The following is a 15,036-nucleotide window of genomic DNA, read 5'->3' on the forward strand; positions in this document are numbered from 1 at the left end:
AAGCGCCGCGATGGGAGCGGCACGGACCGAAGGACTCGTAGAATGGCCGGATGCCTGCACCCGCACCGACCGCCTACGAACGCTTCCTGCCGTGGAAGCGCTGGTTCGAGATCGGCTTCTGGGTGCTCAACGCGGTGGTGGGGGCGACCTTCAGCAGCGTCACCGTGATCATGGACATCCACAAGGTCGGGCTGCACTTCGCCGACTGGGAGCCGGTGGTCTGGGAATGCTCGAGTCACCTGATGTGGCTGGCGATGGTCTTGCCGATCGCCTGGTTCTCCCGCCGCTATCCGTTCCACTGGGACACCTGGCGCAGGCAGCTGCCGCGGCATCTGTTGTTCAGCGTGGCGGTCTCGGTGACGCACGTGTCGGGCATGGTCGCCCTGCGCACGCTGGCCTACTGGTGGATGGGCGGTCACTACGACTTCGGCGACTGGCCCAAGGGCCTGTTCTACGAGTATCTCAAGGACGTGCGCGGCTACTTCTGGTGGGTGCTGCTGATCGAGCTCTATCGGCTGGCCATGCGCCGGCTGCAGGGCGAGGCCAGCCTGCTGGCCCCGCCGGACGAGGGCCAGCCGCTGGAGCCGGTGGACCGGCCCGAGCGCTTCCTGGTGCGCAAGCTCGGGCGCGACTTCCTGGTCGCCACCGATGAGGTCGAATGGGTCCGTGCGGCGGGCAACTACGTCAACCTGCGCGTGCGCGGCCACGACTACCCGCTGCGCAGCACGATGACCGAGATCGCCGCCAGACTGGACCCGGACCGCTTCGTGCGCATCCAGCGCAGCTACATCGTCAACCTGGCCCAGGTGGCCTCGATCGAACCCATCGACGGGGGCGAGGCCCGCCTGCATCTGAAGGACGGCACCACGCTGCCGTGCAGCCGCACCTACCGCGCCGCGCTGCGCGAGAAGCTGGGCGTGGGCGAGGGCTGAGCAGCGGCACCGGTCCTGCGCGCCTGCGCGTGCAGGGGAGGGGCTTTCAGCCCCACGCTCAGCCGTGTCGCTTGCGTGCCGCCTCGAACGCGGCCAGCTGCTCGGCCGTGGCCTCGGGCTGGTGCCTGGCCTTCCATTCGGCGAAGGGCATGCCGTAGACCGCCTCGCGGGCCTGGTCCTTGGTCATCGGCGTGCCGGCGGCCTCGGCCGCCTCGCGGTACCAGTCCGACAGGCAGTTGCGGCAAAAGCCGGCCAGGATCATCAGGTCGATGTTCTGCACGTCCGGCCGCTCGACGTTGAGATGCTGCAGCAGGCGGCGGAAGGCGGCCGCTTCGAGGTGCGTGGTGTCGGTCATGGTGCCAATCGGGGACAATAGGGGGCCTGCACTCTATACCGCGCCTTCGATGACCGCTTCCGCCCCCGCCCGCATCCTCGACGGCCGTCGCATCGCCGAGGACCTCCTGGACCAGCTCAAGCAGCGGGTCGACGCGCGCGTGGCCGCCGGCAAGGGCGCGCCGGGCCTGGCCGTGGTGCTGGTGGGCGGCGACCCGGCCAGCACGGTCTACGTGCGCAACAAGCGTCGCGCGGCCGAGAAAGTCGGCATCGTCGCCCACGACTACGATCTGCCGGCCGGCACCACGGAAGGCCAGCTGCTGGCCCTGATCGACCAGCTCAACGCCGACCCGAAGATCCACGGCATCCTGGTACAGCTGCCGCTGCCGGGCATTCCCGACGCGCGCCGGCTGATCCACCGCATCGACCCGCGCAAGGATGTGGACGGCTTCCACCCGGAGAACGTGGGCCACCTGGCCCTGCGCGAATTCGGCCTGCGCCCCTGCACCCCGCGCGGCATCGTCACCCTGCTGGGCCACACCGACCAGCCGGTGCGCGGGCGCAACGCCACCATCGTCGGCGTGTCCAACCACGTGGGCCGGCCGATGGCGCTGGAACTGCTGATCGCCGGTTGCACGGTGACCTGCTGCCACAAGTTCACCCCGGCCGATGTGCTCGAAGCCAGCGTGCGCAACGCCGACATCCTGGTGGTCGCGGTCGGCCGGCCGCAGCTGATCCCGGGCGAGTGGGTCAAGCCCGGCGCGGTGGTGATCGACGTGGGCATCAACCGGCTCGAGGACGGCCGCCTCACCGGCGATGTGGGCTTCGAGGCCGCAGCCCAGCGCGCCAGCTGGATCACCCCGGTCCCCGGCGGCGTGGGCCCGATGACCGTGGCCACGCTGATGCAGAACACGATCGAGGCTGCTGATGCGGCGGGGATTGGGGATTCGGGATTCGGGATTGGTTGAAAGCGAGGGCAAAAGGCATGCGTTGGCCGATTCCGTTTGCGTCCGGGATCGGACGGCAGCGGGACGCTTTGTTGTGGCCAATCCCCAATCCCGAATCCCCAATCCCCGCCCCAATACGTTAAAATGTCGCGCTTCCCTAGAACCGGTTAGGTGAGCCGATGCTCCGCATCCTGGCTGAAGCACTGACGTACGACGACGTTTCCCTGGTCCCCGCGCACTCGACCGTCCTGCCCAAGGACGTGAACCTGGAAACGCGCCTGACCCGCGACCTCAAGCTCAAGCTGCCGCTGCTGTCGGCGGCCATGGACACGGTGACCGAGCATCGTCTGGCCGTGACCATGGCCCAGCTGGGCGGCATCGGCATCATCCACAAGAACCTCACCGTCGAGGCCCAGGCCGCCGAAGTGGCCAAGGTCAAGACCTTCGAGGCCGGCGTGATCACCGAGCCGTTCACCGTCGGCCCGGACACCACCATCGCCGAGGTGCTCAAGCTCACCCGCGCGCGCAACATCTCCGGCGTGCCGGTGGTCGACGGCCACCAGCTGGTCGGCATCGTCACCAGCCGCGACATGCGCTTCGAGAAGAAGCTCGACGATCCGGTCCGCCACATCATGACCAAGAAGGATCGCCTGATCACCGTGCGCGAAGGCGCCAGCGACGAGGAAGTGCTCGAGCTGCTTCACAAGCACCGCATCGAGAAGGTCCTGGTGGTCAACGACGCCTTCGCCCTGCGCGGGCTGATCACGGTCAAGGACATCCAGAAGAAGTCCGACAGTCCCAACGCCGCCAAGGACCGCGACAGCCGCCTGCTGGTGGGCGCCGCGGTCGGCGTCGGCGGCGACACCGAGCAGCGCGTCGAGGCGCTGGCCGCCGCCGGCGTGGACGTGATCATCGTCGACACCGCGCACGGCCATTCGCAGGGCGTGCTGGATCGCGTGGCCTGGGTCAAGACGACCTATCCGCAGCTGCAGGTGATCGGCGGCAACATCGTCACCGGCGACGCCGCGCTGGCGCTGATGGACGCCGGCGCCGATGCGGTCAAGGTCGGCGTGGGCCCGGGTTCGATCTGCACCACGCGCGTGGTGGCGGGCGTGGGCGTGCCCCAGATCACCGCGGTCAACATGGTCGCCGAGGCGCTGGCCGACCGCATCCCGCTGATCGCCGACGGCGGCATCCGCTACTCGGGCGACATCGGCAAGGCGCTGGCCGCCGGTGCCTCCACGGTGATGGCCGGTGGCCTGTTCGCCGGCACCGAGGAAGCCCCGGGCGAGGTCGAGCTGTTCCAGGGCCGCAGCTACAAGAGCTACCGCGGCATGGGCTCGCTGGGCGCGATGGAGAAGGGCTCCAAGGACCGCTACTTCCAGGACGCCTCCGACGCCGACAAGCTGGTGCCCGAAGGCATCGAAGGCCGCGTGCCGTACCGCGGCCCGCTGAGCGCGATCATCCACCAGCTGATCGGCGGCCTGCGCGCCACGATGGGCTACGTGGGCTGCGCGACCATCGAGGAGATGCGCACCAAGCCGCAGTTCGTGCACATCACCGGCGCCGGCCAGCGCGAGAGCCACGTCCACGACGTGCAGATCACCAAGGAACCGCCGAACTACCGCGCAGGCTGATGCTTGCCCGGGAATGGGGAATCGGGAGTCGGGAATCGATGAACCAGCGCCTTCACCGCTTTACCCATTCCCGATTCTCCATTCCCGATTCCCGGCCCCGATGACCAACATCCACACCGACAAGATCCTGATCCTCGATTTCGGCGCGCAGTACACCCAGCTGATCGCCCGCCGCATCCGTGAGATCGGCGTGTACTGCGAGATCTGGGCCTGGGATCACGACCCGGCCGAGATCGCCGCGTTCCAGCCCAAGGGCATCATCCTCTCCGGTGGTCCGGAATCGACCACGCTGCCGGGCGCGCCGGCCGCGCCGCAGGAAGTGTTCGATTCGGGCCTGCCGATCTTCGGCATCTGCTATGGCATGCAGACCCTGGCGGCGCAGCTGGGCGGGGCGACCGAAGCGGCCGATCAGCGCGAGTTCGGCCATGCCGAAGTCAACGTGATCCACGCCGATGCGCTGTTCAAGGGCCTGAGCGACCACGGCGGGGAGCCGCGACTGAATGTCTGGATGAGCCATGGCGACCATGTGTCGGTCGCGCCGCCGGGCTTCACCATCACCGCCACCACCGACCGCATCCCCGTGGCCGCCATGGCCAACGAGGACAAGCGCTGGTACGGCGTGCAGTTCCATCCGGAGGTCACCCACACCCTGCAGGGCCAGACCCTGCTGCGCCGCTTCGTGGTCGACATCTGCGGCTGCCAGACCCTGTGGACCGCGGCCAACATCATCGAGGACCAGATCGCCCGCGTGCGCGCCCGGGTCGGCGAGGACGAGGTGATCCTGGGCCTGTCCGGCGGCGTGGATTCGTCGGTGGTCGCCGCGCTGCTGCACAAGGCGATCGGCGACAAGCTGACCTGCGTATTCGTCGACACCGGCCTGCTGCGCTGGCAGGAAGGCGACCAGGTGATGGCGATGTTCGCCGAGCACATGGGCGTCAAGGTGGTCCGGGTCAACGCCGCGCAGCGCTACTTCAAGGCGCTGGAAGGCGTCAGCGATCCGGAAGCCAAGCGCAAGATCATCGGCAACCTGTTCGTTGAGATCTTCGACGAGGAGTCCAACAAGCTCAGCAACGCCAAGTGGCTGGCCCAGGGCACCATCTACCCGGACGTGATCGAATCGGCCGGCAGCAAGACCGGCAAGGCCCATGTCATCAAGAGCCACCACAACGTCGGCGGGCTGCCCGAGCACATGAAGCTGGGCCTGGTCGAACCGCTGCGCGAGCTGTTCAAGGACGAGGTGCGCCGACTGGGCGTCGAGCTCGGCCTGCCGCGCACCATGGTCTACCGCCATCCGTTCCCCGGCCCCGGCCTGGGCGTGCGCATCCTTGGCGAGGTCAAGCCCGAGTACGCCGAACTGCTGGCCAAGGCCGATGCCATCTTCATCGACGAGCTGCGCAAGGCCGACCTGTACGACAGGACCAGCCAGGCCTTCGCCGTGTTCCTGCCGGTGAAATCGGTCGGCGTGGTCGGCGACGCCCGCGCCTACGAATGGGTGATCGCCTTGCGCGCGGTGGAGACCATCGACTTCATGACCGCCCACTGGGCGCACCTGCCGTACGACTTCCTCGGCACCGTCAGCAACCGCATCATCAACGAGCTGCGCGGCGTCTCGCGCGTGGTCTACGACATCTCCGGCAAGCCGCCGGCGACGATCGAGTGGGAGTGAGGACACGCCCTTTCCTGATGCCCACGCAAGGCGTCAAGACAACGACGTGATCCCACGATCTCCTGCCTGATCGAGAGGCGATGCCTTGCGGAGCAGCGATCTCCGGGCATGGCGTTGCAGCGCATGGGTTCGAGGTCGCCTTGTCCAGGCAGGCTCGTCTCGGCGAGCTTGGTCGCCCCGAAGCCGTCGCCGGTCAGGGAGCCGCATCACGGTGCCTCAGGTCGAAATCCCGTCTTGCCTCGCGGAAGCGGTCCGCGTTCTCGACGATCCACGTCCACAGCGGGACCATGCGAACAAGCAGCTCCATGCCTGTTTCGGACAATTCGTACTCGACTCTGGGAGGCACCTCTTCGAAGTCGTGACGAAGCACCAGCCCGTCGCGCTCGAGCTGCCGCAACGTCAAGGTCAGCATGCGTTGCGTCACTCCATGCATGCGCCTGCCGATCTCCGCGTGGCGCAACCTGCCGTACACGCCGAGGGTATGCACGATGCCGAGGGACCAACGGCTTCCGGCGTGCGCGAGCACCTCACGCCGCAGGCCGTCGTCATCATCGCGCAGGCCATCGCACACGGCCTGCGCGTACTGAAGAATGTCTTCACGATTCACAACGATCCTCTCGGTATCACGTCTGTGCCTTCTTATGCCTGCATCTGCTCGTCGCTAGAGTGCCGCGATTCCTTCCGATGGGCTACCCGATGAACCAGACAGATCCCAACGCGACGTCGCAGAACATCCTCGTGCTCGGCGCCGGTGAACTCGGCCTGCCGGTGCTGCGCAATCTCGCGCGCCGGGCCAGGCAGGTCGATGGCGCGAGAATCAGTGTTCTGCTGCGTACAAGCGCCATCGAGTCGAGTGCGCCAGCCAAGCGGCGGGACATCGCCGAGATCCAGGACCTTGGAATCGAGATCGTGGCAGGCGACCTGGTGAAGAGCACCATCGACGAACTGGCAGCGTTGTTCGCGCGATACGACACGGTCATCGGCTGCGCAGGCTATGCGGCGGGGATCGACACCCCGATGAAGCTGGCGCGCGCCGCATTGCAGGCGCGCATCCCAAGATACTTCCCTTGGCAGTTCGGCGTCGATTTCGACGTGATCGGCCGCGGCAGTCCGCAGGACATCTTCGATGCGCAGCTGGACGTGCGCGAACTGCTGCGCGGCCAGGATCGGACCGAGTGGGTGATCATCTCGACCGGCATGTTCATGAGCTACCTGTTCGAACCGGAGTTCGGCGTGGTCGACCTGCAGCACGACGCCGTCCGTGCACTGGGCAGCCTCGACACCGCCGTGACGCTGACGACGCCCGACGACATCGGGGTGCTGACTGCCGAGATCGTCTTCGCCCGGCCCCGCATCCGGAACGAGATCGTGTATCTGGCCGGCGACACCGTGACCTACGGAGAGGTCGCCGACAAACTGCAGGCGGGCCTGGGCCGACCATTCCGTCGCTCGGAGTGGACAGAGCAGCAGTTGTTGGACGAACTGGCGCGCGACCCGCACGACATGATGCGCAAGTATCGAGCGGCCTTCGCTCAGGGGCGGGGCGTGGCATGGGACAAGCGTGGAACGTTCAACGATCGCCACGGCATCCCAGTCACCGACGTGGCCTCCTGGATCCAGGAAAACCTTGTGCCTGGTGGCAGCAGATAGACGTGTTCTCAGCGAGCCAAGTCTCGGCCGCTCGCTCTCCAGGACGATCCCCTCGGCCGCCATGACCGCCTGGCGGGCACTCAGGCGGGCACCGACGCGGGATGTCTGTCGCCGAAGCCCGCCTCCCAGCGCAGCGCGCCAGCATAGCGCCTGGCCATGCGGCCCTGATCATCCATCGAGAACAGATGCAGCCAGCGGTTGTCGAACAGTGCGCGGATCTGCGGATGACGCTCCAGCACGTTGGCGATGGCCTCGGGCGGGGCCTCGATCAGGACGGACAGGCGCAGCGGTTCGTGGATGAGCCGTTCGCCATCGTGTATCGACTGCCAGGGCAGGCCGCCGCGCAGCAGGCCGCCGTTGCCTTCGACCACGCCGATGCCGCCGGTGACGTTGTGCAGCAGCTTGTTGCCCGCGCCGAAGACCTCCGGTGCGACGGTCGATCCGTAGTACTGCAGGCTGATCCAGCTGGCGACCACGACCGGGGCGGTCAGGATCAGCTCCAGCACACCGAAGCCTTCGTCGCGCCGCCAGTCGTAGTCGTGCAGGAAGACCTTGCCCGCCAGATCGCGCCCCGCGGTGCGTGACCGCGGAGCGGCAATGAAGGCCTGGCAGCCGGCCAGCGCCCATTCCGGGCGAAGCTCGGCCCAGTCGCGGGCACGCTGGGCGATGTCCTGGCTGCGCTGGGCGCGGGGCAGGCGCAGGGCGCGTGCGCCTCGCGCCAGCGCGCCGGCGGACTGCAGCCAACGCGCCGCCTGTTCGAGATCGGCAGCATGCTCGGGCGAGGGATGATCGGCGGCGTAGAGCTGGACCGCATCGGTGGTGGTGTCGTGCAGCGCGGCCAGGAACAGCGTGTCGGCGGGGATCGCGATGCCGCGCTCGGCAAGCCCGGCGCGCACCTCGGGATCGTTGAGCAGCGAGGCCAGCAGCCGCGCGTTCGTCTCACCCGAGTAGCCGCCGCAGGCGCCGCAGTGCAGGGCGCTGGCATGCGGATTGTTGACCACGTTGGCGCCATGGCCGGCGAGCACGACGAGCCTGGCGAAGCCGGTGGTGAGCGACATGGCCTTGAGCACGCGCGTGGCCATGGTCAGCCGTGTCTCAAGGTCGAGGCTGCTGGCCGGATGCGGTGCGGGGTCGTTCGGCGCGCGATGCCGCGTCAGCGCCAGCCCGTCGCGCAGCAGCTTGGCGACGTAGACAGGGCCCGTGGCCTCGACGAAGGCGAAGGAGGAAATCGCGGCCAGCTTGAAGCGGCCCCAGGCACGCTTGGTCCGCGCCTTGATGCGAGCGCGCAGGTCCGCAGCGGCCAGCGCAGGTGTGGCCTCCCCGGAGCGGGTGAAGACAGCCGGCGCCAACAGCACAGGCAGCCGCGCCTCGACTACATCCGAGGCGAAACGCCGATGGCCGATGCCCAGCCCGAAGAAGCCGGCGAACCCGAGCGTCTGGATGCCGGGATCCAGGCTTTCCAGCGCACGGCGGAACACTTCCGAGCGCACGTCGATGCAGAAGGCCATCTGCAGCTGCGGGCGACCAGCGTGCGAACGCGGCGGGGATGCGTCCGCAAGCACGGCGCCGAGCCGCCGCTGCGCCGCGCATTCGGCCGCCTCCTGCAGGAGGCTGTCGACGAGGTCCCCCGACGTCGCGGACACCGGCGCGGCGTAAGCGCAGAGGGCCATCTGCCACCGGGACGCCAGCGCTGCACCGAACTTGCGCAGCAGCGCCACGTCCCAGGCCATGCGGATGGCGAGCAGGTCGATGACGGACGCATCGTGGCCGCCGTTCAACTCCGCTTGCCACAGCCGATACCGGGCCAGCTGACCCCAGCCGCCGAGCGTGCTCAGCAGCCGGTGGAAGTAGCTCTCCAGCGCGTCCTGGGAGAGCCCGAGGCTGACAGCGCCTTCGACGATCGCGTCGTCGGCACTGACGGGCATCTGCGCCACGTGCCGCGCGAACCCCGTCAGGCCGGCGACCTCCGGAGTCAGGTCGTGGGTCGCGACGACGCGCCACGCGGCGTAGGCGCCGCCGGATGGCCCGGCGCTCCAAAGCGCCTGGCCCTGATCGAAGTAACTCGATGCCCAGTGCCCGATGCGCTCGTTGACGATGCCCGGCCAGTCGATCGCCGCGAGCTGGCGGGCCAGATCGGCTACGGTCGGGATCGCCTGCGGTGCGCCGCGCGCGCCCTGCATCGCGTGCTTGAGGGTGGACAGGCTAGGTGGGCGCGGCGCTGCCGGAGCGCGCTGCAAGGCCGCCTGCAGGTCCGCTTCGGCGATCTCGCCGGCGTGCCAGCGCTGCGCATACCAGGCCCGCGGCATGGTCAATGCGATGCCGGCTGTACGCCGCAGGCGCGCGGCCGCGGTCGCCAGCGGCTCGCCCGTCTGGCCGAGGAAGGGATTGACCGCAACGCTCGAGGCCAGCGGCCAGAGCGGGGGGATCGCGCGCGCCGCGCGATGCGCCGCATCGATGATCCCGTCATGGGACAGGCGCGGCGATTCGGTCGAGGTCATCGGCATGAGGAGTGTCCTGTCGCTTGTGGGGTCACGAGGCCTTGGTGACCGACCAGCCGCCGAGCAGGCGGTCGAGCGCGGCGTTGACGTACAGTCCATTGGAGAGATGGACGCGCAGTCCGGCGGCCGCCGGATGCGAGGCCCAGAGCGGGAACAGCGCCTGCGCCACCGCGACCAGCCCGAAGCTCAGCACCGCGAGTGCCAGGAGCGTCCACTCCAGTCGACCCGGCGCCGGCGTGGCGGGCAGAACGCCCGAGGTCAGCCACTCGGCGACGCTCTGCAGCGCGAAATAGCCGACCGCCGCGGCGCAGGCGTAGAGCGCGGTCCTGCGCGTCAGCGCGCGCGGCGCCGCGTCGGCCAGGCCCTGGGCCAGCAGATAGGCCACCCCGAAGATCAGGATCGCGCCCAGCGCCAGCGCCTGGGGCGACTTGTGCCCGAAGCCGAACGTGAGCGCGAAGACCGCACCGATCCCGACATAGATCGCCAGCGCGATCAGGAAGGCCCGACCGACCGCCGACACGCTGGGGACCGCGACCGGCCCGGGCCGGCGCGTGGCCGCCACCTGCTCGACCGCGCCGCCGGAAGCGAGAAAGGCATGCGCCTTGTAGAGCGAGTGCGCCACGATATGCAGCAGCGCCAGCGGGAACAGCGCAAGGCCGCACTGGAGGATCATGAAGCCCATCTGCGCGACCGTGGACCAGGCCAGCGAGGTCTTGACCGCGGGCTGGGTCAGCATCACCAGCGCGCCGAACAGCGCGGTGAAGCCGCCCAGCATGGCCAGCACGGCCAGCACGCCGGGGCTGAGCAGCATGAGGTCGGCGAACCGGATCAGCAGGAAGCCGCCGCCGTTGACCACGCCGGCATGCAGCAGGGCCGACACCGGCGTGGGCGCCTCCATCATCTCGGTCAGCCAGCCATGGGTCGGGAACTGGGCGGACTTCCGGACCGCGGCCAGCGCGAGCAAGGCAGCCGCCGCGACCAGGGGCCAGGTGTGTGCTCCCGCGCGGGCCATCGCATTGATCGTGGCGATGTCGGTGGTGCCCAGGCGCGTCCAGATGAGGGCGGCCGCGCCGATCAGCGCAACGGCGCCCAGCGTGGAGAACAGCCGCTTCTTGCGTGCCGCACGCCGCGCGGCCACGCGCTCGGGATAGAACAGCAGCAGGCGACGCAGGGCGAGGCTGGTCGCGATCCAGGCGATCACGAGCTGGACCAGATTGCCGGCCTGGACGAGCAGCAGGACGGCCGCGAGCGCGGCGCAGAGCCAGCCGATGAAGTAGCCCTGCCGCGCCTCGCCGTCCAGATAGGTGCGGGCATAGCGCACCACGATCCAGCCGACGAAGGCCACCAGCAGGAGCATCGTCGCGCTCACCGCGTCCAGCCGCACCGACAGGCCGATGCCGCCCCAGCCCAGCAAGGCGCTGGTGCCAGCGCCTTGCACGATCAGCAGCGCAAGCGAGGCCAGCGCGATGAGCAGGGCGCCAAGCGCCGCGCCTTCGGCGACCAGGGGCAGCAGGGGCGGGCGCCGCCCGCTGCGGAGGCCGCCAAGACTGGCGGCAAGCAGCAGGAGGAGCGGGGCAGACAGCGGCAGCAGATAGAGCGACAAGGCGGTCCCCTGGATCGAGCGCGGTGGCAGGCGGGCGCCACGATAGGGATCGACGGGGACGAACAAAAATTCATTGTGTTCGCCATATCGTTCGCTAATATCGAACGATATGGCCGCGTTGAACTACAACCACCTGCGCTACTTCTGGGCGGTCGCGCACGACGGCAACCTCACCCGTACCGCGGAGCGGCTGCACCTGACCCAGTCGGCCTTGTCGGTCCAGATCCGCAAGCTCGAGGAGCGCCTGGGCCATGCGCTGTTCGAGCGGCGAGGGCGGCAGCTGCATCTGACCGAGGCCGGGCATATCGTGCTCGACCACGCCGACGCGATCTTCGCCACCGGCGACGAGCTGCTGGGCACGCTGCGGCAGACCGGTGCGGCACGGCAGGCGCTGCGCGTGGGTTCGCTGGCCACGCTGTCGCGCAATTTCCAGATGGAGTTCCTGCGCCCGGTGCTTGGCCGCACGGACATCGATCTGATCCTGCGCTCTGGCAGTGCGGGCGAACTGCTGCGGGCGCTGGAGGCGCTCAACCTGGACGTCGTGCTGCTCAATCAGGCGCCGCCCGCCGACGCGCTGACCCCGTTCGTCACCCACCGGCTGGCACAGCGCCAGGTCAGCCTGGTGGGCACGCCGGACCGGCTTGGCCATGCCGCGAGCCTCGCCGAGCGCCTGCGAGACCATCCCATCATCCTGCCGACCGTGGACAGCAGCGTGCGCACCGGCTTCGACGCCCTGGCCGATCGCCTGGGCGTACGGCCGCAGATCGTGGCGGAAGTGGAGGACATGGCGATGATGCGCCTGCTGGCCCGCGAGGACATCGGCCTGGCGGTCCTGCCGCCCATCGTCGTCAAGGACGAGATCGCCGCAGGCGTGCTGGTGGAAGGCGATCAGCTGCCCGACATCGTGGAGACCTTCCACGCGGTCACCATGTCGCGACGCTTCCCCAATCCGCTGGTGCGGCTGCTGCTGCAGCCTGCGGACGCGTCGGCGGAGCGCTAGGTCGAATCGACATTCAGTGGTTATCTTCCGCAGGATGTTGAAGACCAAGCCTGCGCGGCCCAGCCGCTACGAGTTGAGCCAGACCCAGTGGGAGCGGATCGAAGCGCTGCTTCCAGGCAAGGCCAGTGATCCTGGCCGTACGGCAGCCGACAACCGCACCTTCGTCAATGGCGTACTGTGGGTGTTGCGCTCTGGCGCGCGCTGGAGCGACCTGCCGCCCCGCTATGGGGCCTATAAAAGCGTGCACAAGCGATTTACCCGTTGGGCCGCCAAGGGCATCTGGGAGCAGGTGTTCCAGAGCCTGATCCGGGATCGAGGCAACGAATACCTGATGATCGACAGCAGCATCGTCCGGGCGCACGCACAGGCGGCGACCGGAAAAGGGGGGCTTCGGACTCGGCTCTGGGGCGTTCCCGAGGAGGTCTGAGCACGAAGATTCACCTGGCCGTGGATGGGCAGGGCCGCCCGGTGCGGTTTCTGCTCACAGGCGGGGAGCGCAACGACATCACGCAGGCCCCTGCACTGCTGGCCGGTTTCAAGCCCAAGTTCGTGCTGGCCGACAAGGGCTATGACAGCCGGGAGCTGGTGGCTTTGATCCGATCACACGGTGCCCAAGCTGTGATCCCGCCACGCAGTTGCCAGCAGCCGCGGGCTTACGACAAGGCGCGCTACCGCCTGCGCAATCGCATCGAGCGTTGCTTCGCCAAGCTCAAGCAGTTCCGCCGGATCGCGACCCGATTCGACCGCAAGCCCAGCCACTTCCTGGCCTTCCTGTACCTCGCCTCGATACCGATGTGGACGGACTGAATGTCGATACAGCCTAGCGAAAATCTTGCGGTGCCGACTGCTGGTGCCGCGGTCGCGAGTCGTGCTTTCTGCTGCGGATAGGCCGCCACACCCGAGACACGGCCGTGCCGTCAGCGCTGCCGCTGCGCGGGACACGACGATCCGCGGCATTAGACTGGCCGGGTCAACGACGACGAACGAGGGTCCCGGTGATCGTTCAAGCCTGTCTCAACGGCGCAAGGCCGCCTGGCTTCCATCCGCGGCTTCCTCTGACGATCGAGGCGATGGCCCGCGATGGCATCGCATGCGTCGCGGCGGGCGCGGGGGAACTACATATTCATCCGCGTGGAGCCGATGGTCGTGAGCATCTGGCCGCGGTCGATGCGCTGATGCCGGCCATGCGCCAGGCCTGCCCCGGCACGCTGATCGGGGTGTCCACCGGGGCGTGGATCGAAGACGACGAGGCGGCCACGCGCGCCTGCATCGCGGCGTGGCGGCATCTGCCCGACTATGCCTCGGTCAATCTGTCCGAGCCGGACGCGCCCGCGGTGATGTCGCTGCTACACGAGATCGGCGTCGGGGTCGAAGCGGGGCTGTCCACGGTCGATGACGCCGAGCGCTTCATTGCCCTGGAGGACCATCGGCGTGTGCTGCGCGTGCTGATCGAAGTGGGCGAACAGGACATCGACGAAGCGGACCGGATCGCCACCGACATCGTGCAGGTGCTGACGCGGGCCGGCGTCGCGCGTCCCATCCTGCTGCACGGCTTCGATGCGACCGTCTGGCATTTCATCGAGCGTGCCCGCGAGCAGCGCTGGTCCACGCGCATCGGGCTGGAGGACGGGCGTCTGAGCCGCGATGGGCGCGTCACCGGCGGGAATGCCGATCTGGTGGCCGAGGTGGTCGCGCGGTATCGCGCCGGCGGGTGAAGCACCCGACCCGGTGCGTCCATGCACCGGATCAGCTGCGCACGTTCGCCGACCCGATGCGCATGACCCATGCGCGCCGCGGATTGCCGTGGCGCGCTCGACCGCAGCCGCTGCTTATTGCGCGTAGCGGGCCAGGTCGAGATCGGCGAGCAGCGTCGGCCCCGTCGGATGCCAGTGCAGCCGCGCCTGGGTGAGGGCACTGGAGGCCGGCATGTCCTGCGCGGCGAAGTGCATCAGCCAGCCGAAGTAGGCCGGGGCCTCTTTCGGCGCGACCGACACCACCGGCAGCTTCAGCCCGCGACCGAGCGATTCGGCGATGTCGCGGCTGCTGACGCCTTCCTCGCCGACCGCGTGATAGCGCGCCCCGCGAACGGCCGCCTCCACGGCAAGCCGGTACAGGCGCACCACATCGGCAAGATGCCCGGCCGACCAGCGATTGCGGCCCTCGCCGACATAGGCGACGTAGCCCTTTTCGCGGGCGACGGCGATCAGCGGCGAGACCAGGCCCTGCCGGAGCGGATCGTGGACCTGCGGCAGCCGCACCACCGACACATTCACGCCAGCCTCCAGCAGGGCATTGCCGGCCAGCTCGGAGGCGACGCGCGGATTGGGATGGTCGGGATTGAAGACGTCCTCGCTCGCCAGTTCGCCGTCCCGGGCAATGCCGAATCCCGTTCCCGAGGTGATGACCAGCGGACGGTCGGAGCCCTTGAGCGCCTCGCCGAGCGCGGCAATGACGCGCCCGTCCTTCTGGCAGTTCTCGACGAAGCGCGAGAAGTCGTGATCGAACGCGGTATGGATCACGCCGTCCGCCTGGGCGGCGCCGGCACGCAGGCCTTCGGGATCTTCGAGCGTGCCGCGATAGACCTCGGCGCCCGCGGCGCGCAGCGCCTGGGCGCCCGCGTCGGAGCGACTGACGCCGATGACCTGGTGGCCTGCGCCGATGAGTTCGGGGACGAGGGCCGAGCCGATGAAGCCGGTCGCGCCGGTAAGAAAGATGCGCATGGTGCGGTGTCCTGAGCGTGGAGCTGCGCACTATCTGGCCGAACGCCATA

General features: G+C 68.7%; 13 protein-coding genes. 8 read left to right on the forward strand and 5 right to left on the reverse strand.

Annotated features, from left to right (window positions below; all coding sequences use genetic code 11):
• Positions 1-50: 50 nt before the first annotated feature.
• A complete protein-coding gene (locus ACFJIT_RS06905) occupies positions 51-932 on the forward strand; it encodes a LytTR family DNA-binding domain-containing protein (protein ID WP_337052587.1) in 882 nt (293 codons plus the stop codon).
• A gap of 58 nt (positions 933-990) precedes the next feature.
• On the opposite strand, the gene ACFJIT_RS06910 is transcribed toward ACFJIT_RS06905, so the two are convergent.
• Entirely contained in the window at positions 991-1,287 is a 297-nt protein-coding gene (locus tag ACFJIT_RS06910) for a DUF1244 domain-containing protein (protein WP_130533134.1), read from the reverse strand.
• Here ACFJIT_RS06910 and folD point away from each other — a divergent pair.
• From folD to guaA, 3 genes are all read left to right on the forward strand, one after another.
• Positions 1,286-2,233, forward strand: a complete 948-nt coding sequence (gene folD, locus ACFJIT_RS06915; RefSeq protein ID WP_379655391.1) for a bifunctional methylenetetrahydrofolate dehydrogenase/methenyltetrahydrofolate cyclohydrolase FolD — start codon at positions 1,286-1,288, stop codon at positions 2,231-2,233. The two genes, ACFJIT_RS06910 and folD, sit on opposite strands and share 2 nt — an antisense overlap.
• A gap of 158 nt (positions 2,234-2,391) precedes the next feature.
• Positions 2,392-3,849 carry an IMP dehydrogenase gene (gene guaB / locus ACFJIT_RS06920; protein WP_130561683.1) on the forward strand — a complete coding sequence of 486 codons (1,458 nt, stop codon included), beginning with the start codon at positions 2,392-2,394 and terminating at the stop codon, positions 3,847-3,849.
• Between the two features lie 100 nt (positions 3,850-3,949).
• Positions 3,950-5,515, forward strand: a complete 1,566-nt coding sequence (guaA, locus tag ACFJIT_RS06925; protein ID WP_130561684.1) for a glutamine-hydrolyzing GMP synthase — start codon at positions 3,950-3,952, stop codon at positions 5,513-5,515.
• 193 nt (positions 5,516-5,708) lie between these two features.
• Here the strand turns inward: guaA and ACFJIT_RS06930 are convergent, their stop codons facing one another.
• Complete coding sequence (locus ACFJIT_RS06930) at positions 5,709-6,122, reverse strand: winged helix-turn-helix transcriptional regulator (RefSeq protein ID WP_379655392.1); 414 nt, start codon at positions 6,120-6,122, stop codon at positions 5,709-5,711.
• Between the two features lie 89 nt (positions 6,123-6,211).
• On the opposite strand from ACFJIT_RS06930, the gene ACFJIT_RS06935 reads away from it, so the two are divergent.
• Positions 6,212-7,165 (forward strand): aromatic alcohol reductase, encoded by a 954-nt coding sequence (locus ACFJIT_RS06935; protein ID WP_379655393.1) that lies wholly within the window; start codon positions 6,212-6,214, stop codon positions 7,163-7,165.
• An 80-nt stretch (positions 7,166-7,245) separates the two neighbouring features.
• On the opposite strand, the gene ACFJIT_RS06940 is transcribed toward ACFJIT_RS06935, so the two are convergent.
• Both ACFJIT_RS06940 and ACFJIT_RS06945 read right to left on the reverse strand, forming a co-directional pair.
• Entirely contained in the window at positions 7,246-9,663 is a 2,418-nt protein-coding gene (locus ACFJIT_RS06940) for a YbcC family protein (protein WP_379655394.1), read from the reverse strand.
• Positions 9,664-9,694: 31 nt separating this feature from the next.
• Positions 9,695-11,266: a proton-conducting transporter membrane subunit gene (locus tag ACFJIT_RS06945; RefSeq protein ID WP_379655395.1), complete on the reverse strand. Its 1,572-nt coding sequence runs from the start codon at positions 11,264-11,266 to the stop codon at positions 9,695-9,697.
• 109 nt (positions 11,267-11,375) lie between these two features.
• On the opposite strand from ACFJIT_RS06945, the gene ACFJIT_RS06950 reads away from it, so the two are divergent.
• The 3 genes from ACFJIT_RS06950 (at position 11,376) to ACFJIT_RS06960 (ending at position 13,981) form a co-directional block, all read left to right on the forward strand.
• Complete coding sequence (locus ACFJIT_RS06950) at positions 11,376-12,266, forward strand: LysR family transcriptional regulator (RefSeq protein WP_379655396.1); 891 nt, start codon at positions 11,376-11,378, stop codon at positions 12,264-12,266.
• Positions 12,267-12,300: 34 nt separating this feature from the next.
• A protein-coding gene (locus tag ACFJIT_RS06955; RefSeq protein ID WP_379653933.1) for an IS5 family transposase occupies positions 12,301-13,073 on the forward strand; the annotation gives its coding sequence in 2 pieces (ribosomal slippage) (positions 12,301-12,640 and positions 12,640-13,073; 774 coding nt in all).
• Positions 13,074-13,261: 188 nt separating this feature from the next.
• A complete protein-coding gene (locus ACFJIT_RS06960) occupies positions 13,262-13,981 on the forward strand; it encodes a 3-keto-5-aminohexanoate cleavage protein (RefSeq protein ID WP_379655397.1) in 720 nt (239 codons plus the stop codon).
• A gap of 114 nt (positions 13,982-14,095) precedes the next feature.
• On the opposite strand, the gene ACFJIT_RS06965 is transcribed toward ACFJIT_RS06960, so the two are convergent.
• On the reverse strand, positions 14,096-14,986 hold the full coding sequence (locus ACFJIT_RS06965) for an SDR family oxidoreductase (protein ID WP_379655398.1): 891 nt from the start codon (positions 14,984-14,986) through the stop codon (positions 14,096-14,098).
• Positions 14,987-15,036: the final 50 nt, after the last annotated feature.

The organism is Pseudoxanthomonas sp. UC19_8 (assembly GCF_042700505.1).
GTDB lineage: Bacteria > Pseudomonadota > Gammaproteobacteria > Xanthomonadales > Xanthomonadaceae > Pseudoxanthomonas_A > Pseudoxanthomonas_A winnipegensis.